The 23,382-nt window shown below is 64.1% G+C and carries 21 protein-coding genes; 12 read left to right on the top strand and 9 right to left on the bottom strand.

The window, feature by feature from the left end:
- Positions 1-21 precede the first annotated feature (21 nt).
- Genes LZC95_12275 through LZC95_12265 form a run of 3 tightly spaced genes read left to right on the top strand, consistent with a single transcriptional unit; the run spans position 22 to position 2,045 of the window.
- The gene (locus LZC95_12275) at positions 22-774 is read left to right on the top strand and encodes a YebC/PmpR family DNA-binding transcriptional regulator (protein ID WXA97608.1); all 753 of its coding nucleotides are present in this window, start codon (positions 22-24) and stop codon (positions 772-774) included.
- Positions 775-776: 2 nt separating this feature from the next.
- Positions 777-1,280, top strand: a complete 504-nt coding sequence (gene ruvC / locus LZC95_12270; GenBank protein WXA97607.1) for a crossover junction endodeoxyribonuclease RuvC — start codon at positions 777-779, stop codon at positions 1,278-1,280.
- Between the two features lie 51 nt (positions 1,281-1,331).
- A complete protein-coding gene (locus tag LZC95_12265; GenBank protein ID WXA97606.1) occupies positions 1,332-2,045 on the top strand; it encodes an outer membrane lipoprotein carrier protein LolA in 714 nt (237 codons plus the stop codon).
- A gap of 102 nt (positions 2,046-2,147) precedes the next feature.
- Here the strand turns inward: LZC95_12265 and LZC95_12260 are convergent, their stop codons facing one another.
- A complete protein-coding gene (locus tag LZC95_12260; protein WXA97605.1) occupies positions 2,148-2,471 on the bottom strand; it encodes a four helix bundle protein in 324 nt (107 codons plus the stop codon).
- 185 nt (positions 2,472-2,656) lie between these two features.
- Here LZC95_12260 and LZC95_12255 point away from each other — a divergent pair, with 185 nt between their 5' ends.
- From LZC95_12255 to LZC95_12235, 5 genes are all read left to right on the top strand, one after another.
- The gene (locus tag LZC95_12255) at positions 2,657-3,337 is read left to right on the top strand and encodes a hypothetical protein (protein WXA97604.1); all 681 of its coding nucleotides are present in this window, start codon (positions 2,657-2,659) and stop codon (positions 3,335-3,337) included.
- The gene (locus LZC95_12250; GenBank protein ID WXA97603.1) at positions 3,291-4,529 is read left to right on the top strand and encodes a site-specific DNA-methyltransferase; all 1,239 of its coding nucleotides are present in this window, start codon (positions 3,291-3,293) and stop codon (positions 4,527-4,529) included. The genes LZC95_12255 and LZC95_12250 overlap by 47 nt, the downstream gene beginning before the upstream one ends.
- 17 nt (positions 4,530-4,546) lie before the next feature.
- A complete protein-coding gene (locus tag LZC95_12245) occupies positions 4,547-4,861 on the top strand; it encodes a (2Fe-2S)-binding protein (GenBank protein WXA97602.1) in 315 nt (104 codons plus the stop codon).
- A 226-nt stretch (positions 4,862-5,087) separates the two neighbouring features.
- A complete protein-coding gene (locus tag LZC95_12240; GenBank protein ID WXA97601.1) occupies positions 5,088-6,146 on the top strand; it encodes a phosphatase PAP2 family protein in 1,059 nt (352 codons plus the stop codon).
- Positions 6,147-6,170: 24 nt separating this feature from the next.
- Positions 6,171-6,824, top strand: a complete 654-nt coding sequence (locus LZC95_12235; protein WXA97600.1) for a hypothetical protein — start codon at positions 6,171-6,173, stop codon at positions 6,822-6,824.
- A gap of 7 nt (positions 6,825-6,831) precedes the next feature.
- Here the strand turns inward: LZC95_12235 and LZC95_12230 are convergent, their stop codons facing one another.
- Positions 6,832-7,677, bottom strand: coding sequence for a lysophospholipase (locus LZC95_12230; protein WXA97599.1), 846 nt, complete (start codon positions 7,675-7,677; stop codon positions 6,832-6,834).
- An 80-nt stretch (positions 7,678-7,757) separates the two neighbouring features.
- Here LZC95_12230 and LZC95_12225 point away from each other — a divergent pair, with 80 nt between their 5' ends.
- Complete coding sequence (locus LZC95_12225; protein WXA97598.1) at positions 7,758-8,330, top strand: DUF882 domain-containing protein; 573 nt, start codon at positions 7,758-7,760, stop codon at positions 8,328-8,330.
- A 1-nt stretch (position 8,331) separates the two neighbouring features.
- On the opposite strand, the gene LZC95_12220 is transcribed toward LZC95_12225, so the two are convergent.
- On the bottom strand, positions 8,332-9,708 hold the full coding sequence (locus LZC95_12220; protein WXA97597.1) for an alginate export family protein: 1,377 nt from the start codon (positions 9,706-9,708) through the stop codon (positions 8,332-8,334).
- A gap of 16 nt (positions 9,709-9,724) precedes the next feature.
- The gene (locus tag LZC95_12215) at positions 9,725-11,071 is read right to left on the bottom strand and encodes an HD domain-containing protein (GenBank protein ID WXA97596.1); all 1,347 of its coding nucleotides are present in this window, start codon (positions 11,069-11,071) and stop codon (positions 9,725-9,727) included.
- A 144-nt stretch (positions 11,072-11,215) separates the two neighbouring features.
- Here LZC95_12215 and LZC95_12210 point away from each other — a divergent pair, with 144 nt between their 5' ends.
- A complete protein-coding gene (locus LZC95_12210; protein WXA97595.1) occupies positions 11,216-12,154 on the top strand; it encodes a M15 family metallopeptidase in 939 nt (312 codons plus the stop codon).
- Here LZC95_12210 and LZC95_12205 read toward each other — a convergent pair.
- The 5 genes from LZC95_12205 to LZC95_12185 all read right to left on the bottom strand — a co-directional run bounded on the left by LZC95_12205 (position 12,151) and on the right by LZC95_12185 (position 21,352).
- Entirely contained in the window at positions 12,151-13,458 is a 1,308-nt protein-coding gene (locus LZC95_12205) for an AgmX/PglI C-terminal domain-containing protein (GenBank protein WXA97594.1), read from the bottom strand. The genes LZC95_12210 and LZC95_12205 overlap by 4 nt on opposite strands.
- An 84-nt stretch (positions 13,459-13,542) precedes the next feature.
- Positions 13,543-14,727, bottom strand: coding sequence for a beta-lactamase family protein (locus LZC95_12200; GenBank protein ID WXA97593.1), 1,185 nt, complete (start codon positions 14,725-14,727; stop codon positions 13,543-13,545).
- 86 nt (positions 14,728-14,813) lie between these two features.
- Positions 14,814-15,263, bottom strand: coding sequence for a hypothetical protein (locus LZC95_12195; GenBank protein ID WXA97592.1), 450 nt, complete (start codon positions 15,261-15,263; stop codon positions 14,814-14,816).
- A 525-nt stretch (positions 15,264-15,788) separates the two neighbouring features.
- The gene (locus LZC95_12190) at positions 15,789-17,645 is read right to left on the bottom strand and encodes a 2-hydroxyglutaryl-CoA dehydratase (protein WXA97591.1); all 1,857 of its coding nucleotides are present in this window, start codon (positions 17,643-17,645) and stop codon (positions 15,789-15,791) included.
- Between the two features lie 5 nt (positions 17,646-17,650).
- On the bottom strand, positions 17,651-21,352 hold the full coding sequence (locus LZC95_12185; protein WXA97590.1) for an acyl-CoA dehydratase activase-related protein: 3,702 nt from the start codon (positions 21,350-21,352) through the stop codon (positions 17,651-17,653).
- A gap of 404 nt (positions 21,353-21,756) precedes the next feature.
- On the opposite strand from LZC95_12185, the gene LZC95_12180 reads away from it, so the two are divergent.
- Entirely contained in the window at positions 21,757-22,407 is a 651-nt protein-coding gene (locus LZC95_12180) for a hypothetical protein (protein ID WXA97589.1), read from the top strand.
- A gap of 370 nt (positions 22,408-22,777) precedes the next feature.
- Positions 22,778-23,347: a TetR/AcrR family transcriptional regulator gene (locus tag LZC95_12175; GenBank protein ID WXA97588.1), complete on the top strand. Its 570-nt coding sequence runs from the start codon at positions 22,778-22,780 to the stop codon at positions 23,345-23,347.
- Positions 23,348-23,382 lie beyond the last annotated feature (35 nt).

The raw sequence follows: 23,382 nt of genomic DNA, 5'->3' as shown, positions 1-23,382 counted from the left end.
GGCGATCAGAAAGAGGACATCATGAGCGGCCATTCCAAGTGGGCCACCATCAAGCACAAGAAGGGCGCACTCGACGCCAAGCGCGGCAAGCTTTTCACCAAGCTCATTAAGGAGCTCACCGTCGCTGCCCGCATGGGCGGTGGCGATCCTGGCGGCAACCCCCGCCTCCGAAAAGCCATTTCCGACGCCAAAGGGCAGTCGATGCCGAACGACACGATCCAACGCGCCGTGAAACGCGGCACGGGCGAGATCGAGGGCGCGGCCTACGAAGAGGTTCTTTACGAGGGCACCGGCCCTGGCGGAACGCTGTTCCTGGTCGAAGGCATGACCGACAACCGCAATCGCACCGTGGCCGAGATCCGCAAGATCTTCGAGAAGCACAACGGTGTTCTCGGCGGCGGCGGCACGGCCGGGTGGGCCTTCGAGCGCAAGGGCGTGATCCAGATCGGCAAGCCCGACGCCAACGAGGATCAATTGATGGAGATCGCCGTCGGCGCGGGCGCCGAGGACTACTCCGATCAGGGCGAAGAGTGGCACGTGACCTCGCCCCCCGAGGCTCTCCACGGTGTGGTCGAGGCCCTCGAGAAGTCGAAGATCGCCGTCAAGGGCTCGCAGTTGTCGTACTTGCCCAAGACGAAGAAGCCCATCTCGGGCCGCGATGCCGAGGTTGCGCTCAATCTGGCCGAGACCCTCGACGACCACGACGACGTGCAGAACGTCTACGCGGACTTCGACGTCTCCGACGAAGAGCTGGCCCGCATCGCCCAAGCGTGAAAATGACTTCGCTCAGCGTCCTCGGCATCGATCCGGGGACGCGGCGTCTCGGATGGGGTGTCGTCACCCGGAATGGCTCACGGCTCGTGCACGTTGCGCACGGTGTGATTGCCCCGGGCGACTCGATGCCGCTGCCCGATCGCCTCGTCGTGATCGAGCGCGAGTTGAACGCGGTGGTGGGCGCGCATCGTGTGCAGTGTGCAAGCATCGAGTCGCTGTTCTTCCACAAGGATGCCCAGGCCGCGGCGAAGCTGGGGCACGCGCGCGGTGTGGCGATGCTGGTCTGCGCGCGCGCAGGGCTCGAGCTGGCCGAGTACGCACCCGCCCGCGTGAAGCGAACGCTGACCGGCCGCGGGGCGGCGGACAAGGCGCAAGTGGCTCAGATGGTGCGTGCCTTTCTCGCACTTCCGGCCCCGCCCGCAAGCGACGCGGCCGACGCGCTTGCGCTCGCCGTTACGCACTTGCAAAACGCCCTGGTCAATGCCCATCTGAAAGCCGTGAAATGAATCCGCGATGCCACACGGCCGTCCAATTGCTCAATGGGAGCTCGTTTTAGGATGCGTCACCTTCGTTCTTTCGCCCCCGCCGCGTTCGTCTCCGTTCTCGCGCTGGCCTCGCTGAGCGCCGTTACATCGGAGAGCCACGCGCAGTCCGGTGCGCCGGCCGCCGCGGCAGCCACCCCGTCCGTGGATCAAGCCGTCGGCAAGGTGCAAAGCTTCTACGAGAAGACGACCTCGTTCAAAGCGGGCTTCAACCAGGAATATTTCGTAAAGGCCTACAACCAGCGCAAGAACTCGCGCGGCAAGGTGACCTTCGCGAAGCCGGGCAAGATGGAGTGGGTCTACGACGAGCCCAAAGACAACAAGGTCGTCTCCGACGGCGCCACACTCCGCATCTACGAAGCCGCGAACAAGCAGATGTTCGAGATGCCGGTGGACAAGAACCAGCAGCAATACGCCGTGGCCCTCTCCTTCCTCACGGGCCAAGGCAAGCTCACCGATCACTTCACCTTCGAGGTCGCCGGCGGCGACAAGATGGCCTTCCCCGGCGGCTACGTCCTCGTCGGCACCCCCAAGGTCCCGCAGCCCGCCTACACGAAGGTCTTCTTCTACGTCGACGCCGCCTCCTCCCAAGTCCGCCGCGTCATGGTCCTCGACGGCCAGGGCAATCGCAACCGCTTCGACTTCGAAAATCCGCGCATCAACGAACCGGTCACCGAGGGCCAATTCAAGTTCACGCCCCCGGCGGGGACCACGGTGGTCAAGCCCTAGTCGAATCGCTGCCTATGACTTGACCTCAGTCTCTGCCTCGATCTCATACTCAAACTCAGCCTCGCACTCGCACTCGCACTCGCACTCGCACTCGCACTCGCACTAGCGACACAGCCCTGTGAGCACGGCGAGGAGCTCGTCGGCGATGGGCAAGCAGGCGTCGAATGCGCTTGGTTCGCAGTCTGCGGACATAACCGCGATTTCCACGGCGGCCGCTGCCTCCATGGCTTCGCCGCGAGCGATCGCAAAAACGCGCGCGCGATCCGCTGGGGAAACGCGGCCTGCAGCCTCGGCGATGTTCAATGCGGCGCTCTTGGCTGCGCGCATCGCCTGATCGCGCAGCTTTCCATCTCGGATCTCGGCGTTCTTGACTGCTGAGAGAAGATCCAACGCCAGTTGGTAGGCGCGCAGTTTGTGATGAGGCAATTGGGGGCGCTCAGGCCGTCGCTGGGTCATACCGATCTTATCGGCCGAAGTGCGAGTGCGAGTGCGAGTGCGAGGCTGAGTTTGAGGTTGGAGGTTGGAGGTTGGAGGGCAGAGTTCGAGGTGGGAGGGGGATCTAGCTCTGCCAGTAGCCCCGGAGGGCGTCGTGCTGTAGGGTGCGCGGGCTGATGGACCCTGGTGCGGTGGCGGCGGCGGAGTTGATGAAGCATCGGCCGTGTCCGCACTGTGGGGCGCGGGCGCGGATGGAGGAGGACTCCGAGCTGCGGTGGGTTTGTGGCGTCTGTGGGGGACCGCGAGTGCCCGTGGAGGAGGAAGCGGCGCACTCGGAGAGGGAGCGGGAGGAGCTCGTCAAAGCGGGGCGCGCGAAGAAGATGGCCTTCACGTACCGCATCGCGAGCATTGGGCTGTCGCTCACGGGGGCGTTGCTTGCGGCGTTGGGCGTCGCGCTCGGGGCGGCGAGTGTCGCGGTGGGCGCGGTTCTATTGGCGGCGGCGGTGGCCGCGATTGCAGCAGCGATCGTCTATGGGCGGCGCGCGCATGCGAAGCGTGAGGAAGCCAAAAAGAGCACATTCGATGCGTGGGAGAGCGTCGCGGAAGCGTTGCTCAAGGTGCGCGGCAGCGAAGCGACCGCGGAGCAGATTGCGCGCGAGATGCGCACCACGGTGGAGGACGTCGAGCGCATGATGTCTTTTCTCTCCGTCGACAACCGCGTGCGCATCGTCGTCAAAGATACGGAGCTGGTTTACACGACCGAGGCCGCGGCCATCGAGGCCCAGGCCATCATGGAAAGCGAGGAAGAGAATGTCGACGCCGCGCATTCGGCGGGCGCTGACCCACGTCGGCGGTAAAATCGAAACCGGCGGCGACCGAAAAGCCGCGGCACTCCTCGCGGCGGCGCTCGACGTGCCCAGCAACGAGGGAGACGACAGCGATCCTGCGCGTGCGCACGTGCATGGCTTCCATGCGTACCCTGCGCGGATGCATCCCCTCACCGCACGGCGCCTCGTCGAACAGCTCGCCGCCCCGGGGCAGCGCGTGCTCGACCCGTTCTGCGGCTCGGGGACCGTGATCGTCGAAGCCCGCCTCGCAGGGCGCGCATCGGCGGGCACCGACTTGAACCCGCTCGCGATCAAACTCGCGCGGCGCAAAATCACCCCGCTCGGCCCCGAAGAAGCCGAACGCATCCTCGCCGCATCGCAAACCATTCGACAGAAGGCCGACGAACGCCGCATCGCACGCGCCGGGGCGACGCGAAGACTCGCCGATCGCGACGTGGCCCTCTTCCCGCCGCACGTGCTGCTCGAACTCGACAGCTTGCGCGCGGGCATCGAAGAGCTCACCGATCCCGCCGATGCGGTCGCGAAGGATGCGCTCTACCTCGTGCTCTCGTCGCTCTTCATCAAGGTCAGTCAGAAAAAGAGCGACACCTCGGAGGACGCGGCCCCTCGCCGCATTGCCGCGGGGTACACCGCGAAGCTCTTCTTCCGCAAAACCGAGGAGCTCGTGGCGCGCCTCGGCGAGTACGCCAAGCAACTGCCCGCGTCGCCACTCCCCGCACGCGTCGAGTTGGACGATGCCACCAAGCTCGCCACCGTCGAAACGGCGAGCATCGATGCCATCGTCACGTCACCGCCGTACGCGAACACGTACGACTACCTGGCGCACCATACCGTCCGATTGCGTTGGCTCGGACTCGACGATCGCCGACTCGAACGCGGAGAGCTCGGCGCCAAACGGCGTTACGCGAAGATGCACCCCGATGCGGCCGAGGAAGCATGGATCGCCGAGCTCACCGCGTTCCTTCGCGCCGCTGCGCGCGTGATGAAAGCGGGTGCGCCGCTGGTCATGCTCATTGGCGATTCCGCCGTCGGCTCGCGGGCGTTGCGCGCCGACCAGCTCGTCGCGCGCGCGGCCGAGAGCACCAAGCTCGTTCCCCTCGCGCGCGCCACGCAGCGAAGACCGCATTTTCACGGCCCCACGGCGAGAGCTTTTTCAGAAATTCCGCGTGGGGAGCATGCGCTCATGTTGCAAAGATCGTAAGCTTCGCGCGCTCTGCCATGCCTACCGTGATTTTCGAAGCCCTCGACAACAGCGACCCCGTTCATATCGACGCGCCCGATGGCGGCGCCATTGCGGATCTCTGTGATGAAAACGATGCGCCCGTCCCGTTCTCGTGTCGGAGCGCCAACTGCGGCACCTGCCGCATCCACGTGCTCGAAGGAGCCGAACTTCTGCTCGATGCGGAAGACGAGGAGCTCGACGTGCTGGATGTTTTCGCCGTCGCGCCCCCTGCCCAACGTCTCGCCTGCCAGGCGAAGATGCGTGCAGGCGCAGGTACCGTCCGCATTCGGGCCGTCGGCGACGACGAATAGCGTAGCGCTTCCGTCACGGCGCGTACGCACCGCGTATCTATTTTCGCGGCTCTTTTGGAGATTCCCACGTTGACGGCTCGCGCACATGCGCCATAGCGTCGGACAAGCTTCTCGCACGGATGGGCACGCCAAGTCCTCGAATCTTGGTCAGAAACCTGCATCCGTCTCGTCACCTCGAAGACACACCTCGGCTGTCCGGCCGGGGGCTGAGCCGACCGAATCGCCAATGACCCAGCAGTATCTCGACAAATCGCTCTCCCGCGCAGACGCCGCCGAGCTCGCGGAAAGCCGCAATTTCCTCGCGGCCTTCGGCTCGCGGTTGGTGCGGAACCTGGCCGTCCAAGATTGGCTCGTGCTCGGTTACTTCACCGTGCTGCTGCTCTCGCTGGTGTTCGGCAGTGGGCCGGGACGCGTGCGATGCATCGAGCACGTCCTCATCGACGTCGCGTTGGTGGGCCTTGGGCTATCGCTTTCGCGTGGTGGACTTCTCCCGCAGGGAAGCTTGGGCAACACCATCGTGTACCGCACCACCATGTTCGGTGCGGTGTTCCTAACGTACTTCCAGCTCCGCGACATCCTGCCGGCGGTCACGCAACATTCTGTCGACGCCGACATCCTCGCGTTCGACCTTCGCGTCTTCGGCGTCGAGCCCTCGCTTGCGTGGGACCAGTTCGTGACGCCGACCACCACCGAGTGGTTCGCGTTCTTCTATTTCAGCTACTTCGCGATTCTCATCGTCCACGTCATTCCGTTCTTGCTCGCCGTGAAGAACGACAAGCTGCTCACCCAATTCGGGTTGGGCATCTGCGTCGTGTTCTGCAGCGCGCACACCCTCTACATGGTGGTGCCGGGCTACGGGCCGTACGCGCACATGGCGGCGCAATTCAAGCATCAACTCTCGGGCGGCCTGTTCTGGGGCTTGGTGCGCGAGGCGGTGGAAGCCGGTGGCGCGCAGAAGGACATTTTCCCGAGCCTCCACACGGCGGCGCCCACGTTCTTGGCCATCTTCTCGTACCGGCATCGGAAGCTGCTGCCGTTCAAGTACACGTGGCCCATCGTTGGATTTTTCGCCGTGCAGATCATTGGCGCGACCATGTTTCTGCGGTGGCACTACCTGATCGATATTTTCGCTGGCATCACCCTCGCGAGCTTCGCGAACTTCGTAGCGGCGAAGGTTCCCGCTTGGGAGAGTGCACGGCGGGCCCGCCTTGGTCTGCCGCCGGTGTTCACGCCCATTCAATTCCGCTCGACGCCTTCCACTGCAGAGTTGGCCGCGAAGGAGTGAGTTTTTAGGCTATACATCGCATCGATGATGATGCGATGGGAGCGTGCGCTCGGCGCGTTGGGCGGATCCGTGTTGGTGGCTGCGGGCGCGATCGAGCTCGCGGCATGTTCGGAGGGCGGCACGGGCTTTCCGACGAAGCACGATGCGACGGCGAACTTCGTCGACACCGGGGTGGATGCCGGAACCGACGACGACAGTGGAAGCGCCGATGCCGGAGCGGACGCGCCCGTCGACTGTGGAACGCCGTTGACGTTGCAACCGTCGCCCGATGCAGGGGCGTTCTGTCCCTTCATGGCGGGCGGCGCCAAGCGAAACTGCGCCGTCAGCGAGCATTGCTGCGTGTACCCCGTGGTCACGCCCAACGTGCCATCGACCTGCAACGCCGCGGGCAGTCCCTGCGATGCCTTGGTGGACGCTGGCGGCGCCGACTTCGAGTGCGATGAAAAGGCGGACTGCGTCGACCCGGGCAAGCCGACGTGCTGCCTGCAAGGAACCGCCACCGTCAACACAGCGTGCAGCACGGGGTTCGTGTCGGGCATCAAGCGGACGTATTGCAGCGCCGATCCGGCGTGCGGCGGTGGTCAGACGATCTGCGGCGCCAGCGGCGAATGCGGCGACGGCGGCACGTGTGCGCCGGTGAGTACGAAGTCGAAGACGATTGGCGTCTGCGTACGCTGAGCCGCTCTTATTTCGTCCGAGCAAGGATCCAATCGGACATGGTGTCGGCGATCTCGCGCCACGAGAGCTCGTTGAGGCACTCGTGCAGAAGGCCATCGCGCGCGTCCCACGTCTTGTCCGAGGAGCGGACGGCGTCGAACCACCGTTTGCCCCCGTCCAACTTGGCAACGGGATCCGCGGCCCCGAACAGAACGTAGAGCGGCAAGGTGAACTCGGGCGCCTGGGAGAACACGCGGGCCTGCGCCTTTTGGGTCTCACGGAACCAGCGAGCGCGGGCCAATGGGAACACCAGCGGGTCGTCGTCGTAGGCACGGGCGCGCGCAGTATCGTGCGTGAGATCCTTGCCCGTGAGGCCCGAAGGAAGCCCCAGCTTGGGCACGATGCGCGAGGCAATGCGCCCGAGCGCGAGCTTCGCGCGGGGCACTTGAAGCGCGAGGTCGAAGTAAGGGCTGCTCAGCAAAAGGCCGCGCCACGAGCGCGCCGACTGAAGAACGCTGTGTGCCGCAACCAAGCCACCGAAGCTGTGCCCCATGAGGAACAACGGAACACCGGCAGCGCGATCGCTGAGCACCCGCGCGAGCTCACCCGCGTCGGAGAGAAATTCCGTAAAGCGCCCGCAATGCCCGCGCGTGCCCTTGGCGCGACCGTGGCCGCGCATGTCGATGGCCACGCTGCCAACGCCGCGCTCGGCCCAAGCGTCCATCACGTGCGTGTAGCGCGCCGCGTGGTCGGCATAGCCGTGCAAAATGCCCACGGCCGCACGGGCACGCTTCGGCATGGCCGAAACGAAATACAAATCGGGTCCGTCTTCTCGTCGGTGCGTGATCGGGCCTTCGTCGCGCGCGATGGTCATGGCTCTTCTTTTGTAACATCGTAAACTCGACGAGTGTGAGAGGCGCTTCGGGTGTTTGCGTCACCCTCCTCGTGGGGGTCGTGTCGAGTACGGTTGCGGCACCATTGGCGGCCGACGCCTCGGTGCCCCGTTCCATGCGCCTCGCCAGCAAAAAGGCGACGCCGGTCCTCGAAGACGGCCGCTCCCCGCCCGACCTTCCCCTCTTCGGGACACTGGTCCAAGTTCACACGAACGAGCGCGTGGCGTTGGATGCCACCGCGCCATCGCAGGACCGCTTTTCCAAGCTTCTCGCGGATCGGGTGACCGGGTCGAGCATTCTGCTCGATGCGCGCCTGCTCGAGCTATTGCGCACCCTGATTGCGCGCTACCCGGGCGCCCGCATCGAGCTGGTAAGCGGCTTTCGCAGCCCCAAGCTGAACGAAATGCTGCGGAAAAAGGGGCACCACGTGGCGTCCCACAGCCAGCACTCGCTGGGGCACGCCTGCGATTTCCGCATCGTGCCCGCCGGCACCGAGCGCCCGCTCGCGCCGGCCTTCGTGGAGCGGCAGATCCGCGATACGGGCTGGGACGGGGGCGTGGGCATCTACCCCACGCAGAAGGACTGGTTCGTCCACGCCGACGTGGGGCCGAACCGGCGCTGGGTGAGCAAGTAAGTCACGGTATGGTCAACGTCGCCTGCGCATAGCCGAAGTGCGCGACTGCCGCCGGCGCATACGCAGCCGCTCGGATGGTGCGCGCCCCATCGCCCAGGATGAAAGCCGAGTAGCCCGCCCGTAGCTCGAGCGAAGACCACGGAAGCCACGTGAGGAAGACGTCACCTTCATGCCCGAGCTCGCTCACGTTATTGGCATCGTTCGCTGGGGCGCGGCCAATCGTGTTGAGCGGCGTGGTGATCCACTCGCCCGAAGCCTCCACCAAGCGCGCGTAACGGTATTCGAGGCCGAACACGCCGTCGGTCCACGGCACCAATGTGAGACGCGCATGCAGCTCGGCGGCATTGGACCAGGCGAAGATGTCCATGGCGCCGTGGTTCGTGTACACGTCGGGCAAGAGCGGGTCGAACTGCTTGTACTTGCCCTGCCCATCGTCGCCCGAGGCAAACGAGCCACCGAGGCGCAAGGTGGGGGTCAGCACCACGTTGTCGAAGGTGCGGCCGACGTACGCCGCGGCCGCGTACGCCGCGCGATCCAGGCCAAGGGAGCGCGCGGTGCCGAATTGGTACGCGCCCTCGATGGCATATTTGAATCCGCGCCCCTCGCCGAAGATGCGCAAATCGCCGGTGTACGTCTCGCCATACAGGCGCGCCATGTCGAAGCGCGAGCCCGTGGGCACGGTGCGCGATACGCGCCCGAGCCCCGAGAGCTCCACGCGCAACAGCGGATCCAGCGCCCAGGCGATCTGCAAGCCATAGAGCTGCGTGCCCGTGGACGTGCCGAGAAAGTCGGTCTGGCCGAAGGTGGGGCTTGCCGGCTGCGGCTGCTCGAGCATGGCGGCAAAGGCCTCGACGTCGAACGCGCCCGAGGCCACGTGCCCGCGCACGGCATCGAGCGAGCGCGCGACGGGATGCCAATCGGCGGTGCCGAGCAGGCGACCATCGCCCCACGCGATGGCCTGTCGCCCGATGCGCAGGTACGCCGGCCGCGCGCTGGACGTGCGCGCCTCGGCGTAGGCCTCGAACGGTGCGAAAAAGCGGGCCTCTCCGGTGGGGCTCGAGCCCCAGGCGCGCGAGTCCTGCAGCGTGATCTGCGCGTGAAGCGGGCCGCGGTCGGCTGCGAGCCCAAGGCGGGCCCGCTCGAAGACCAAGGTTGCATCCTCCACGCGGCGCACCGTGCCGTCGGCGTTTCGCCCGCCCATGTCCACGGGATCGCGCCGGTACTCGCCCCGGGTGCGAAGCTGCAGGCTGGGCGAGAAGGTCCAATCGCCAATGGCGAAGGTCTCCGGCGCGGGCGCGGCGGATTGCGCGAGCGCAGGTGATGGACTTGCGCTGAACGCGAAAAGGACCCCGAGTAGGCCTACCGAGCGTCGAGTCATGGTCGCGCGGGGCATCCTAGCCCTTCGCGAGATCTTTCGCGCGGGCGAGAAGTGCATGGCGTTCGTTCAGCGCCGGATCGGCGAGCACCTCCTCGAGGAGCTGCGTCAGAATGCGCCCGAGAAGGGGCCCGGGCTTGAGACCGAGGTCGCGCATGAGATCGTGCCCATTGATCTTCAGCTCGCGCACGCTGAGGGCGTCGCCCGCGTCGATCACCTTCTGCACGTGGACCTTGAGGGCTTCGAGGCCGCGCAGCTCGTCCTCCACGTCCCTCCCCTTCCCGCGCAAATCGGCCTCGTTCAGGCGATAGAGATCCTCCACGCGCTCGCGACCGACGCGGCGGATCCACCGGCGCACCGTCGAATCGTTCCATTCGTCCGTGTAGTGAAAGAGGTGATGGCGCACCAAATCGACGATGCGGGCGCGCTCGTCGTTGGAGAATTTCATGCGCGTGAGGATGGGATCGGCGATTTCGGCGCCGATGCGCTCGTGATCGTAGAAGGTGTAGTCCTGCGTCTTGTCGCTGAAGGCGCGCGAGCGCGGCTTTCCCACGTCGTGCAAGAGCGCGGCGACGCGGAGAACGGCATCGCCTTGGCACGCGTCCATGCACTCCATGCCGTGGCGCCACACGTCGTACTCGTGCCAGCGATTTTGCTCCATGCCGTAGCCCTCGAGCAGCTCGGGACAGGTGATGCCCAGAATGCCGGTCTCGCGCATGACATCGAAGGCGCGCGACGGCTTCTTCGCCTTCATCGTCTTGAGCCACTCGTCGCGCACGCGCTCCATGCTGACCTTGCGGTACGTGTCGAGCGTGGGCGCAATCGCTCCGCGGGTGGCGGGATCGAGCTCGACCTCCAACGTGGCCACGAAGCGCGCCGCGCGCAGCACGCGCAGACCGTCCTCGGCGAAGCGCTCGCGCGGATCGCCCACGGCGCGGAGAATGCGCGCATCGAGATCCTTCTGGCCATCGAACGGATCGATCAGCGTGCCCGTCTCCGGGTCGAGCGCGATGGCGTTCATGGTGAAATCGCGCCGGGCCAAGTCGGCTACGATGTCGCTGGTGAAATGCACCTCGTCGGGGTGGCGGCCGTCGGAATAGGTGGTCTCCCCGCGCAGGGTGGTGACCTCGTAGCCGGTGCCCGAGACCATCACGGTGACCGTCCCATGGGCGATGCCGGTGGGAATGGCCCTCGGAAAGATCTTCATGAGCTCTTCCGGGAGCGCGTCGGTGCAGAGGTCCCAATCGGAGACGTTGCGACCGAGCAAGAGATCGCGCACGCACCCGCCCACGACCCACGCGCGCTTGCCGCGCTCGCGGAGGCGCCGGGCGAGCCCTTCGACTTCCTTGGGGATGCGATGCAACATGGTGGTACTTCTACCAAAAAGGCGAAGCAGCGATCCAAGTGGATCACTTCACCACCAGGGGCGAATCACCGAGAAGGTACAGTGCACGAGTTTCGGCGCAAACCGAGCTCGGGAGAAAGGCACGCCCTCTGCACGCTGACCGGCATGGCAAGCCTTCGCTTTTCCGTCTTCGTTGCGACTGCGCTTCTGGTGGGCTGTTCGTCCGCAGATTCCGAATCACGGGACGAGACGGACGACGGCGTGCAGCAGGATTCGCTGGCCGGGGGCACCGTCGGTCAGGCGGTGCAAAATAGCTGCGATACGAGCAGCGTGCGTGGATTGAGTCTGCAGATCATCGCCGAGGGGAACTGTTTGAAGCCGGGAGCCTATACGGCCGTTCCCAAGGCGGGCAAAGTCACCTTCGGGTCCAATGTATTTGCAAATATGCAAAAGCCCGGGCGCGACCAGCTGGTGGCGGCACTGAATGCCAATCCGAACAAGGCCATGGGCATCAATTCGATGCTTCGCACGGTGGCCCAACAGTATTTGCTCTATTCATGGTACCAGGCAGGGCGCTGCGGAATCGGTTTGGCGGCGAAGCCGGGAAATAGCAATCACGAAACGGGGTTGGCCTTCGATACGAGCCAATACGATGCGTGGAAGAGCATCCTGAAGGCTCGCGGCTTCCGCTGGCTTGGCAGCAGCGATCCGGTGCACTTCGATTACGTGGGCTCCGGGGCAAAGGACTACCAGGGCCTCGATGTGCAGGCCTTTCAGCGGCTTTGGAATCGAAACAACCCGGGTGACAAGATCGACGAGGATGGGCTCTGGGGGCCCAATACGAGCGCGCGCATGAACAAGTCGCCCGCGGCAGGATTCGCCAAAGGCGCCACGTGCGCGGCTGCCGCCGAGAGCACCGAGGTTGCGGCGCTCGACGACTTGGGTCTTCTCGGCGACGTGCCCGCGTCCCAATCCGAAAAGACGGCGTGCGATGTCTGCGTTGAATCGATATGTGCCGTCGACTCCACATGCTGCGACGATCTCGCCTGGGACGCCACCTGCGCGGCGCACGCCGAGTCGCGCTGCCAGAAGGAGTGCTTCTAGCGCGTCTGACGCACGAACTTCACCGGGATTCGAACCGCACTGCCCGTGCCGCCGGGCGCGGCGAATTGCGCATTGCGCACGACGCGCTGGATGCATGCGATGACGTCGGGGGAAAGGCCGGTGGCTCCCGAGGGATCCGCCTCGAGCACCTCTCCGTTGGGCGCCACCTTTGCGACGATGGTGACCGCGCCGGCCATTTCCGGATCCGTGTTCAACCCGCGTTGGTAACACACGCGAAAACGCGGCCGCAGGGACGATACGACGCGCTCGGCGTCGGCGACGGGGGCAGACCAGCTGGGCGGATCGATTCGTATGTCCGGCGACGGGCCTCGGGGCTCCGCCGCGTGGCCTGCTCCATCGCGCTCGCCGCCATGGCGGTTGCCAATGGACGCGAGATCGGTGCGCGAAGCGCCGGGGTGAACGACGGAATTGCCTGCGACGTGAAGTTCGTTCCCGGTGACACCCGCCTCCGACTTCGCCGCTTGCGACAGATCGACGGGCGGGAGCTCGCGTCCGTTCAACGCGTCCTTCACGGCAGGGCCGGTGTCGAAGGCACCGAGAATCCCAATTTGCATGGCCCGCGCCTGCTCCGCGATGGAGACACCATCGTCGTGGTGGACGGGCGCGCCGCGACCGCTCTTTGTGGGCTTCGCGCCCGTCGCTGGAGCGGGCGACTCGTTGGGCACGATCGGCGTGGGTTCGACGGGTACCTCGGTCATCGGCTGCGGAAGGTTGGGCGCCGGATCGACGAGGCGCACCACCACGCTTTCATCGATCACGGGATCCATCCAATCCGAGCAGAGTGCCCCCACCAAGCCGAAATGGATGAGAAAGCTAAACGCAGCGAGGATGGTCAGATCCCAATCGATCTGGCGAAGAATGCCGCCTTGGACCGACAACGGAAGCTGTGGACGAGGCTGCGGGGGCGGCCGCAAGACGAATTGAAAGAGAAGTGTCACACCGTCGAGGACGACGCGGCCTCGGGCATCGTCCGGCAGGCGAAGCCGGTGCTTGTCTCCCGCGAGCTCGCGCAACGCAGCCATGTCGCGAATGTCCGCACCGAACGCAATCCGCGCATCCGCAACGTCCTCGAGCTTCAAATAGTAATGAGCCCCAACCCGCTCGAAAGGCCTGATGGCGCCAATGGATAGGATCCGCTCCTCGAGAATGCGCCCCTGGCGAACCACACCGATTCGCAGCACCTTCGGGCCTTTGGGCGCCGAAACGGCGCGCATGGCCGCCGTCATCTGCCCCGGAGGATTCGGCTCCGAGCCCGTACCTCGCTCTGCGTGAACGTGCGCCATCGCAGGGGCAGACCGGCGGCAATCGAAAAGGTTCCCGAAAAAAACGTTATGCGGGCGCGGCACCGAAGAGGCGCTCGACTACGTTCACAGCGGAATCGGGTTCTCGGGTGTTGCGATGCTCGTGATGGCCTTTGCCAATTGCAGGGCCGGAGACGCGCCATTCCGTCGAACATCCGTGTTGAGCAGGATGATCAGCGGAGTGTCCCGCGAGGCGAGATAAACCATCAAGCTCTCGAACCCGGCGATGGATCCGTTGTGGCCGATCCAGCCGCCTGCGTCGAAGAGCCCGAGGCCGTAGCGCACACCAGGGTTCTTCGGAAGGGTGACTCCCTGCAAACGCTCCGCGTGCATCGCTGGCGTCAGCAAACGGCCCGTCGCCAGAGCCTTCGACCAGATGAGCATATCGTCCAATCGGGATATGACGCCGCCGGCGGCGCCCGCAGACCATAGGCTCCAATCCGAGCCATCCACCACACGGCCATCCGGAGTCAGGCTCGTATACGCACGAGGGTGCGGCGAAGGAAAAAACGACGTGGTCGGATAACTCGTCTGCCCGAGGCGAAGCGGTTCGAACACATGCTCTCGAAGGTATTCGTCCAGATGCTGCCCGCTGACCTTCTCGATCACCAGGCCAAGCAACACGGTATTCGTATTGCTATATTCGAAACCGTTGCCCGGCTCGAAGGACAAGGGATGGCGCAAGCCGTATCCGAGCAGCTCCTCGGCGGTGAAAATGTGCCGGGGGTCGTTGACGAAGTTCTTTCCAAAATCGGCATCGACACCAAAGTCGCGAATACCGCTTCGCATGCCGGCAAGGTGCCGCAATGTGATTCGGTCGCCCTCGGGCACGCCGGCGACGTATTTGGAAATCGCATCATCGAGCCCAATCTTTCCCTGATCGACCAACTGCAGCAGCGCCGTGACGCTGAAGGTCTTGGTCACGCTCCCGATTCGCATGTAGAGATAAGGCGTCATGGGCGCGCCGGTGGCCTCGTCGGCAACACCGAAAGCGCGCACGTAGGCGCCTTCTGCCGGCATCCAGAGCCCGATGATGGCGCCCGGAATACCCATCTCGTGCATGACACGATGGATGCCCGCATCGAGCCGCTTCGCCGCATCGGCATCGAGCTCGCGCAGCTCGTCCGGGTTGGCATCGCCCGAGCCGGCTCTCGGCTCGGCATCGTGGCATGCTGCACTTGCAAACAAGGTAATGGCCAACGCCGCGATGCGCAGCGCGCCCGTGAAGCTCCTGCCTTCGAAACGTGTCATCTTCACCTCGCTCAAGGTGGTGCGCCACGATCGATGCGACGTGGCCCGTCAGGGATGCGCGGCCTGCCCTCTGCGAGATCGACACTTCAGTCCTGGAGAACGTCCCCCGATGAAATACAAAGTACGGCTTTCTGGGAAATGCCCTGATCTTGCAGCGCCTCCAGCGCACCGTGGAGATCGTGCCATGGGGCGATGACCTGGGGGTCGGGCGATGCCACGGCTTGCACCAAGGTCACCTCGGGCGGAACGACCGCGAGCGCAGAGGAGGGAACGACCACCCGCTCCGCCCAAGCGCCCTCGTCCACGCGACCCACCACGCGTGCACCGCGAGGGGGTCCGGAGCCATCGGCCGCGGGTTGGAGAACCACGCCGGCGACGTCGCCCCCTGGAATGCACGATTCACGCAGGTCGAACAAGAGCTCCGCATCGGCGTGATCGACGGCGAAGGCAACCACGGACACCAGCGCTTGGTTCGCAAGCGGCGCGGGCGGCTCAACGTCGCGAATGGCCACACGCCAGGGTTCGTCGGATGTCACCAGCCAAGCTTTCATACCAAAACGAGGAAGGTATCACGGCGGGTCGACAAAAGGCGAACGGCGCTCCTTTGGAGGCCGCGGGAATGGGAGGCACGACCTCACGGATGGACGCTCGCCACGGGCGTCGGCATGAAGCATCACCTTCTCTTCCGAGTTGATCGGAAGTGCCGACATTCCAATTGGAAAGTCGATTTCAAAGAAAGTAGAACACAGAACCAACCCCGTCTCGGGCCGGCACCCATTGCGAATCAAAAGAGCGAATGCTACGACAATCCCACATAACGCAATTGCACGTCGCGCAATATGGGGAGAATCCATTTGCTACCCCGACAATCGTCTCGAGTTCGAGCTCGACGCCAACGATTTCGGCACACCGTCTGGCATCTGGGTCCTGAGCGCGGTGGGTTGGAGCCAAGGCGGCTTTTGCGATCGCGCTGAGTCGCCGCCGGCACGACGACGCGACAAAAGACGAACGGCGGACCTTCTTGCGAGGGCCCGCCGCCGTTACGAATTTCCGGAGGTGCGTTATTCTGCCGCGTCGGCTACCACGGGATTGGAGTCTTTCTTCTGAGCGCGGGCGCGTCGTGCCGCCTTCTTCTCTTCGGTGAAGGCAAGGATGTCCTGCTTCACGCGCTCTGTCACGGCCGGCGCATTTTCTGCGGCAGCCTTGACCATTTTGATGACCATGTGCGGCGACTTCTGCGCGAGCTCCTGGCTCTTACGGGCCGTCACGCTGAGGCGGTCACGCAGGCGCTCCCAGCGCGTTTGCGTGATGTGCGACGCCACCTCGGCTGCGAGATCCGCCGCGCTGCCGGCGTGGCGGTGCGGCGCCTTGTGGAGCGGGCTCGCAAAACGCGGCGTGGCATCCAGGAAGGCCTGAATCTGCTCGCGCGTAAGGCCCTTTTCCTCGAGCACGCGCTCGTACTCCGCCAAGGCGGCTTGCTTCGCCTTGAAGAGGTACATTTGCACGCGCGAATAGAAATTGACCCGACCGTCGCCGCTCGTCTCCACGGGGCAGAAAATCGTCCCGGGGTACTTCTCGGTGATGGCCGATTGCACGCCGTCGGAAACACCGGCGCTGGGCATGCAGCCGAACGGCTTCACGCTGAGCGTCATGTGCGCCTTCGCGTGCGTGACGTTCATGATGAGCTTTCCAACTTCCATGTGCCCTTCGCCGCCGCGAAGGTCATTGTTGTAATACTCGTGGCTAATCTGCGCGATGACGTCCATGTCCGGCAGGTGATAGCCATAGAGCCCGCCCGTATAGGCGAACGTGTGGAACAGCACGCGCACCAGCTTGTCGGCCGCCGTCACCGCGAGGATCTTCTTCATCGCGCCGAAGGTGCCTAGGCCGCCCAATCCGAATTTCGCCGTATCCTGCGCCTTGAGATCCTTGCGCTCGATGGTGTCGCGGCGCGCTTCCCAAATCGTATAGAGGATCCACGCCGTCACCAATTGGATATCGGCCTCGGCGCCCTCGCTCTCCAAAAAGCGCTGGAGTTGGTAATTGCCGTCACCCTCGGTGGTCATCGCCCAGAACTCGCCGATGATGCTCACCTTGGGCTTGGGCAATGTCTTGTCGACCTTCACCGCCTCGAACAGCGGCTTGCAGCTCCAGAGCGCGGCCAGAATGTTCGTCCGCTTCTCCATGGCTTCGTAGCAGATCTTCTTCGCCTGCTCGATCGCGCGATCCGTATCGCCCGCGGTCAGCTCGTAGGGGCGCAGGCGGTAGCCGATGGCGTTGAGCACGTCGCCCACCACGATGCCCTTGATGATGGCCCAGAAGAACGTGGGGTTCATCTCCAGGCCGCTCGCTTCGCCCGTCGCCTGCTTCAAGCCGCCGGTCTGCTGGAACAGCATGACCCGGAAGCCGTCGAAGCCCGCATCGCGCAGCGCCTTGCGGTACTCCGTCACGTACATGCCGAAGCGGCACGGCCCGCAGGCCCCGGCCGTCAAGAACACGTACTTCTTGACGATTTCCTCGGACGTCATTCCAAACTTGTCGCGCAGGATCGTCAAATACTGAATCAGATTCCCCACGGTGAAATACGTGGGATTGCACTGCCCGCGGTTGCCGAATTCTTTGCCGAATTGCAGCGCGGCGTTGTTCGGCGCGTCGAGCATCTGCACGTTGTACCCGACGCCCTTCAGACCGCCCTCGATGAGGAAGTCGTGGGCGAGGGTCAAGCCGCCGATCAGCATGGTGATTTTCGAGCGCTCGGACTTGGTGAAGGTGAGCCCGGCCATTTCCTCGAGCCACTGGTCCGTCTGTTGGTCGAGCCCCAGGCGCTTGCGCTCTTCTTCTTCGAAACGGCGCAATTCCGCTTCGACGTCAATCACCGGGAGCTTGGCCTTCGGCCGTACTTCGTAATTCGTGGTCATGTTCGTTACTCCCCTTCTTGCGCCATCAGAAACGGTTGTTCTTCCACGTGAGCTTGAATCGCAGGCTTCGTCGGGATCGGAACCACCCCGCCTGCGGTTTTCCTTCCGAGCTGCACCACGCCCGAGGGACGTTCGTCCGCTGGCGGTGCCGGCGGAGCCTCGTATGCGCGCACCTTCGCGCGCAGTGCCTCGATTTCCGCAAGCAGCGCCGGATCGCCGTTGTGGCGGTGGCGTGCTGCGATTTGCTCGTTGCGCAGCTCGAGCAGCATCAGCTTCTTCTTGTCCAGCGCATGCATCAACTCCGCGCGGCGCTTGGATGCATCTTGCAAGCGTTCCTCGTGGAGCTTCAATGCGTGCGCGTAGGTCTTCACGCGGATCTTGATCGACCCGCCCGGCTTGTTCGCGTCGATGTCGTGGAGCGCGGCATAAGGCGTTTTGCTCGTCTCGATGATCGAGTCGATGAGGCCGTACGTCGGCGCGTCGTGACCGCACTTGAAGGACGAGAGGTCCAGCACGACCACGTTGGGATGGTGCGCCGCGAAGTTCGCCGCCCACACTTTTTGCGCGCTGTTGGCCGAATAGTTCTCCGGCCACACGTGATTGAGCTCGAGCGGGGTCTTGATGGTCCCCTTCTCCAGCTCCTCCTTGTAGTACTTGTCCAAGTACTCACGGCTCTTGGGAATCGAACGGATCGACAGCACCGGATACCCGAGTACCTGGAACTCCTCGGGAATCCCGTGATTGAGCCCCGGATCCGAGTGGTACGGGCGCCCGATCATCAGAATGGCGACCCGGTCCTCGTGCTCCACCGTCTCGAGAATGGCGCGGCCCTTCTCCTCGACGTCGCGATCGAACTCCGTGAGCGCCTTCCAGGCCTCACGGCACGCGTGCTCGTTCTCGTCTTCCGTCACACCGAGCCGCGGGCCCCAGGTCTCGAACATGCGGCGCGCCATCAACGTCGGCTCCGCGAACGACAACGCAGGGTCCAAGTACTCGATGCCGCGCTGCTTGAAGAAGTCGATCTCCTTCGTGAACGCCGCCTTCATGACGTCCGGCGCACCCGCCACGATCGGGCAGCACGCATTGTCCATCGTGTCGGCCACGAACGAGTTCACGTGCGTGAGGATGGGGAAGAAGATGTATTTCAGCGGCTTCTTCTTCTCCGGCATATGCTGGTGGAACAGCAAATGGTGAATGTGCGCCTGCGCCACCTTGGACGGGTAGCACGGGTCGATCGAGCCGTATTTCCCGCCCTCGACCCACATTTCCTCGGTGGTGGCGTCGCTGAAGACGACATTCTGCCGCTGAATGCCGATGGCCTCGAAGTACGCGCGAATCCACGGCGCCGTCGAGTAGACGTTGAGCACCCGCGGAACACCGATGCGTACGCTGCGCCGCGCTTGCCAGACTTCCTCGCTGGCGCGATGGAAGGGGCGAATCACCTCCACGCGACGCGTGCCGAAGATGCCCTTCTTCACCTCGGTGGTGCGGACGGGCGACTTGTCCTCGGGCATGGGCACGCCCTTGTAGAAGTGCATGAAGGCGCGCTTCGACTCGTAGTCGACCATGTTGGGAAACTGCTGCGCGATCTTCTTGCGGTCGGCGACCAACGCGAGCATCGCCTCCTTCGACTCGACGGTGCCCTTCTCGCACGAGAAGCCGGCGATGTAGCGGCTCGTCGTTCCATCGGGGCGGCGCGTGTCGATGAAGGTGCGCTTGCACTCGTTCTCGCAGAAGTGGCACACCGTCTCTTCGTCGTTCTTCGTCGTGAATTCCAGGTCCAACGTTGCCTGAACACCGATGAAGCTGGTCTTGCCCTTGCGCTTCACCACGCGGAGCGTTTCCATCGCCGCGCCGATGGCGCCGGCCTCGCCCGTGTGCGGGTGCACGAACACCTCCGCATCGGGCACGCGCTCCTTGATGTAGTCGACCTGGGCCTTCACCGCGGCCAAGTTGTATTGCGTGCCGCCCTGGAGCACGAACCGCCGCCCCAGCGCCGCGAGCCGCGGGATCTGCACCACGTATTGCCACACGTTCTTCGGCAGCACTTGGGCCAGGCCGGCGAGCATTTCCTCTTTGGAGAATCCCTCCTTTTGGAAATTGACCCGGTCCGTATCCAAGAACACCGCGCAGCCGTAGGAGAACTTCGGCGCGAGCTCGGCCTTGAAGGCCACGTCCGCGTACTGCGTAACGGGCACGCCGAACGAATCGCTGGTGGCCTGGAGCAACATGCCATTTCCGGCCGAGCAGCTATTCGACAATCGGAAGTTGGCAATGTCGCCATTCTTCATGAACAAGACTTTGATATCTTGTCCGCCGATGTCACAAATGACGTCGACGTCGCCGAAGAAGTGCACGGCGCTCATCATGTGAGCGACGGTTTCCACCACGTTCACGTCGGAATTGACGCATTCCTGCAGCACGTCGGCCGCGTAGCCGGTGGCCCCGAAGCCCATGACCTCGAGGGTCGCGCCCTGGTCGACCTCCACGTAATCGCGGAGCTGCTTCAAAAGGTCCTTGGTGTCGACGATCGGGTTGCCCTTGGAGAGCTGGTAGCCTTTGCAGATGATCTCGCCCGAATCGTAATCGACCAACACCGCCTTGCTGGAGGTGCTGCCGCCGTCCAACCCGATGACCGCCTTCACCTGGGAGCCGGGCTCCAGCTTCATCGGCTGGAACTTGGCAATCGAATAGAGGTCACGGAATTGCTGCAGCTCTTCTTCGTTCTTCGAGAGCGGAGGGCCGGCCGACTCGCCCAAGCGCGCCTTGCGGCCCGTGGTCATGTAGTCGCGTAGGCCTTGGAGGGTGGCGTCCAACACGCCGACGGTGGCATCCTCGTGCAGACCGTAGAGCACCGCGCCCAAGGCGGCGTAGTACTGCGAATTCTGCGGAACGAAGATGAGCTCTTCGATCGGAATGTCCTTCGGGTAGTCGTAGCCGCGCTCCTCCCACGTTTGCGGGATGCGCAGGCGCCAGCAATCCTGCAGGAAGGGCAAATACGTATTGGGCCCGCCGAGGAGGCAGACCTTGTGCTTCAGGGTGCCTCCGCGGGTCAGCACGCTGAGGTTCTGCAGCACGATGGCGTCGGCCAAGGAGCAGAGCACCTCGGTCGCCGGGATGCCGTTTTTGATCAGGTTGACGATGTCCGTTTCGGCGAAAACGCCGCACTTGGCAGCGACGTGGTGCAGCTTCGAGTCGTCGAAGCGCAAGGTCGTCACCAGCTCGGACGGGGCGTTCACCTTGAGGAAGCACTTGTCGATGGTGGCGCCCGTGCCGGAGGCGCACTTGTCGTTCATCGAGGCGGTGGCGGTTTTCTCCCCGTCACCGTCCTTGTTGGACGACTTGAACATGATGATCTTCGCATCTTGCCCGCCGAGCTCGATGACCGAGCCGCAGTCCGGGTGGAGGTGCTCCACGGAGAGGGAGACGGCGTTCACCTCCTGCACGAATTTGCCGCCGGTGGGCCCGCAGAGCGGGCCGGCGCCGGAGCCAGTGAGGAACATTTTCCAGGGCGTTGTGCTGCTGCCCTCCGGAAAAGCCCCGAGGATGGTCTCGAGCATCGAGAGCACATACTCGGGCTGCTTCGTGTGGTGGCGCTGGTAATCGCTCCACAATATTTCCTTGGTTTGGGCGTCGACGACGACGGCTTTGACCGTCGTGGAGCCTACGTCCATCCCAATGACAAGCTGTCGGCCTGCTCCCGCCATTGCTTTCTCCCGCTTGCGCGATCCGGTGAAGCCTGGACACGCGTGTCAGTTCCCAGCCCGTATCCTCGTTCCGGGGAGTAGCAAAGCGCAAGTCAAATGCATTCCCCCTCGGACTGACACGCGTGTCAGCGAGCGCGACGGATGACCTGGCAACCGAAGCCGTGTGCGGCGTCGAGTCTGCATAGGTGCGGTGCCGAAGCTACGGCGTTGGGGGACGACTCCAGCACTTCTTCGCGGTTTGCGCGGCCGACGAATCGGCCGGTGGATGTGAAAGTTGCACGGCAATGCCGACATCCCCGCGCAATCTTGCTATGGTGGCGCCTTCTCCGGGCTTTTTCGAGCCCAGGTTGCGGTGACCCGTCGCCGCGATGTCACGTAGCACGTGGCTTGCTTACAAGGTGACCATGCAGCGGCTTATCTCCCAAATCGAACGGATATCGCTCGACCCGGCGGAGGTGGCTGCTGCTTGCCGCGATGCCGGCGTCGCCTTCCTGGAAACCCGTCGCTGGAACAAACGGGACCTGGCGGAGTGGTTGGTCGAATCCTACCAATTCGCGACCCTGCGAGGCCACGGCGGTGGTGTTCCGAAGCATCAAGGCACCGTCGCCAAGGAGACGGTGACGGAGCTGGTGGATCGGGTCCGCAACGAGGTCACGGAGGCGCTGGACCACATCCTCACGGGCGATCCGAGCTTCGTCGAAGACTGCGTGAGCGCCGGCCATGTCGCATCGCTCAAGCTCGGAAACGGACGCGTCATGTACGTGGCGATGAACCACAAGTCGCTGCGCCTGTCCGACCGTGTGCTCTCGCTCTTCGCGGCCGACTATTTGATGCGGCCGCAAGATTACCGCTGCAGGCTGTCGGTCTGCGAGTATTGCCGCAAGGTCTCCTTCGACAAGGAGTGCGTGCATCCGCAGAGCGGCGTCTTCACGCCCGGTGGCCGAGAGCTCGCGGGCGAGGCCATGCCGACGCACACCATCGTCGTCGAAGAGGACGAGGAGGCCGAGGAAATCGGCGTGGACGACATCATCGTGTTGGAGTCGCTGGCGAGCTAGCGCGGCCAACGCGAGCGGACTCGCGGCGATCGCGGCCTGTTTGTACAGTGAACCGCCCTACCTGGCTGGCTTCTCGTCCAATGGCAAAGGGCGGGGGCAAGAGCGCGGGGAATCGCGAGAGGCGATCCACTCGCGCGCAGGTTCGCGGTGGAGCGATCCTTCGCATGCATCGCGGCGAAGGGGCACATCGTTAAGTGGTTCGCGAACCCAAGCGCCGCAATCGCCTTTGGCACAAGCGGAATCGTAGCCGCGCTCGTGCTCGAGTGCTCACCGAAGGGTGGCGATCCTTTCAGTCCAGAGTTGCCTTAGTATCTCCGATCCGTTGGAAAAGTCCGAGCGGCGCCAAAAGCTACTGACTCACGCACGCGACGTGTTCGCGAAACGCGGCTACCACGCGGCCAAGGTGGAGGACATCGTCACCGCCGCTGGGGTGGCGCGTGGGACCTTCTACCTCTACTTCGCCGACAAGCGCGCCATCTTCGAGGAGATCGTCGACCGCTTCATCGCCAAGCTCGCGATGAACATCGTCCGTGTCGACCCGTACGATCAGCAGCGCAGCGTGGCCGACCAAGTCTCGGAGAACATCCGCCGCATCGTCAGCATCCTGCTCGAGGATCGCGCCACCACGAAGATCCTTCTCGCCGATGCCCTCGGCGTCGACCCAGCCTTCGACCGGCGCCTGCATTCCTTCTACGACGAAGTGGGCAAGCTCCTCGAGCAAAGCCTGCGCGATGGCCAAGAGCTGGGCATCGTCGAAATCGGCGATGCTGCCATGTATGCCATCATGACCATGGGCGTCGTCAAAGAGCTCCTCTATCAGGTCATCCTGCGCGGCTGGGATCACCCCGAGGAAACCATCGTCGAAGAGATCTTCACCTTCCTCCGGCGCGGCTACCTACGGGTAGAACCACCCAAATCGAAAACCCACAAACGTCGGTAATTTCGAAAAAGAGAAGACGCCTATCGCCTTCCGCG

This window comes from Sorangiineae bacterium MSr12523 (assembly GCA_037157775.1).
GTDB classification, from domain to species: domain Bacteria; phylum Myxococcota_A; class Polyangia; order Polyangiales; family Polyangiaceae; genus Pendulispora; species Pendulispora brunnea.
Note: the sequence above shows the minus strand (reverse complement) of the source record. Positions and strands in the feature narration are given on the sequence as shown.

What these genes read in the sequence shown, in the direction of transcription:
- LZC95_12180 (WXA97589.1), top strand. Translation starts at nt 21,757, where the DNA reads ATGCAGCGGCTTATCTCCCAAATCGAACGGATATCGCTCGACCCGGCG.
- LZC95_12240 (WXA97601.1), top strand. Translation starts at nt 5,088, where the DNA reads ATGACCCAGCAGTATCTCGACAAATCGCTCTCCCGCGCAGACGCCGCC.
- LZC95_12220 (WXA97597.1), bottom strand. Translation starts at nt 9,708, where the DNA reads ATGACTCGACGCTCGGTAGGCCTACTCGGGGTCCTTTTCGCGTTCAGC.
- LZC95_12265 (WXA97606.1), top strand. Translation starts at nt 1,332, where the DNA reads ATGCGTCACCTTCGTTCTTTCGCCCCCGCCGCGTTCGTCTCCGTTCTC.
- ruvC (WXA97607.1), top strand. Translation starts at nt 777, where the DNA reads ATGACTTCGCTCAGCGTCCTCGGCATCGATCCGGGGACGCGGCGTCTC.
- LZC95_12190 (WXA97591.1), bottom strand. Translation starts at nt 17,645, where the DNA reads ATGACCACGAATTACGAAGTACGGCCGAAGGCCAAGCTCCCGGTGATT.
- LZC95_12185 (WXA97590.1), bottom strand. Translation starts at nt 21,352, where the DNA reads ATGGCGGGAGCAGGCCGACAGCTTGTCATTGGGATGGACGTAGGCTCC.
- LZC95_12200 (WXA97593.1), bottom strand. Translation starts at nt 14,727, where the DNA reads ATGACACGTTTCGAAGGCAGGAGCTTCACGGGCGCGCTGCGCATCGCG.
- LZC95_12230 (WXA97599.1), bottom strand. Translation starts at nt 7,677, where the DNA reads ATGACCATCGCGCGCGACGAAGGCCCGATCACGCACCGACGAGAAGAC.
- LZC95_12245 (WXA97602.1), top strand. Translation starts at nt 4,547, where the DNA reads ATGCCTACCGTGATTTTCGAAGCCCTCGACAACAGCGACCCCGTTCAT.
- LZC95_12210 (WXA97595.1), top strand. Translation starts at nt 11,216, where the DNA reads ATGGCAAGCCTTCGCTTTTCCGTCTTCGTTGCGACTGCGCTTCTGGTG.
- LZC95_12250 (WXA97603.1), top strand. Translation starts at nt 3,291, where the DNA reads ATGTCGACGCCGCGCATTCGGCGGGCGCTGACCCACGTCGGCGGTAAA.
- LZC95_12235 (WXA97600.1), top strand. Translation starts at nt 6,171, where the DNA reads ATGATGATGCGATGGGAGCGTGCGCTCGGCGCGTTGGGCGGATCCGTG.
- LZC95_12275 (WXA97608.1), top strand. Translation starts at nt 22, where the DNA reads ATGAGCGGCCATTCCAAGTGGGCCACCATCAAGCACAAGAAGGGCGCA.
- LZC95_12255 (WXA97604.1), top strand. Translation starts at nt 2,657, where the DNA reads ATGGACCCTGGTGCGGTGGCGGCGGCGGAGTTGATGAAGCATCGGCCG.
- LZC95_12205 (WXA97594.1), bottom strand. Translation starts at nt 13,458, where the DNA reads ATGGCGCACGTTCACGCAGAGCGAGGTACGGGCTCGGAGCCGAATCCT.
- LZC95_12215 (WXA97596.1), bottom strand. Translation starts at nt 11,071, where the DNA reads ATGTTGCATCGCATCCCCAAGGAAGTCGAAGGGCTCGCCCGGCGCCTC.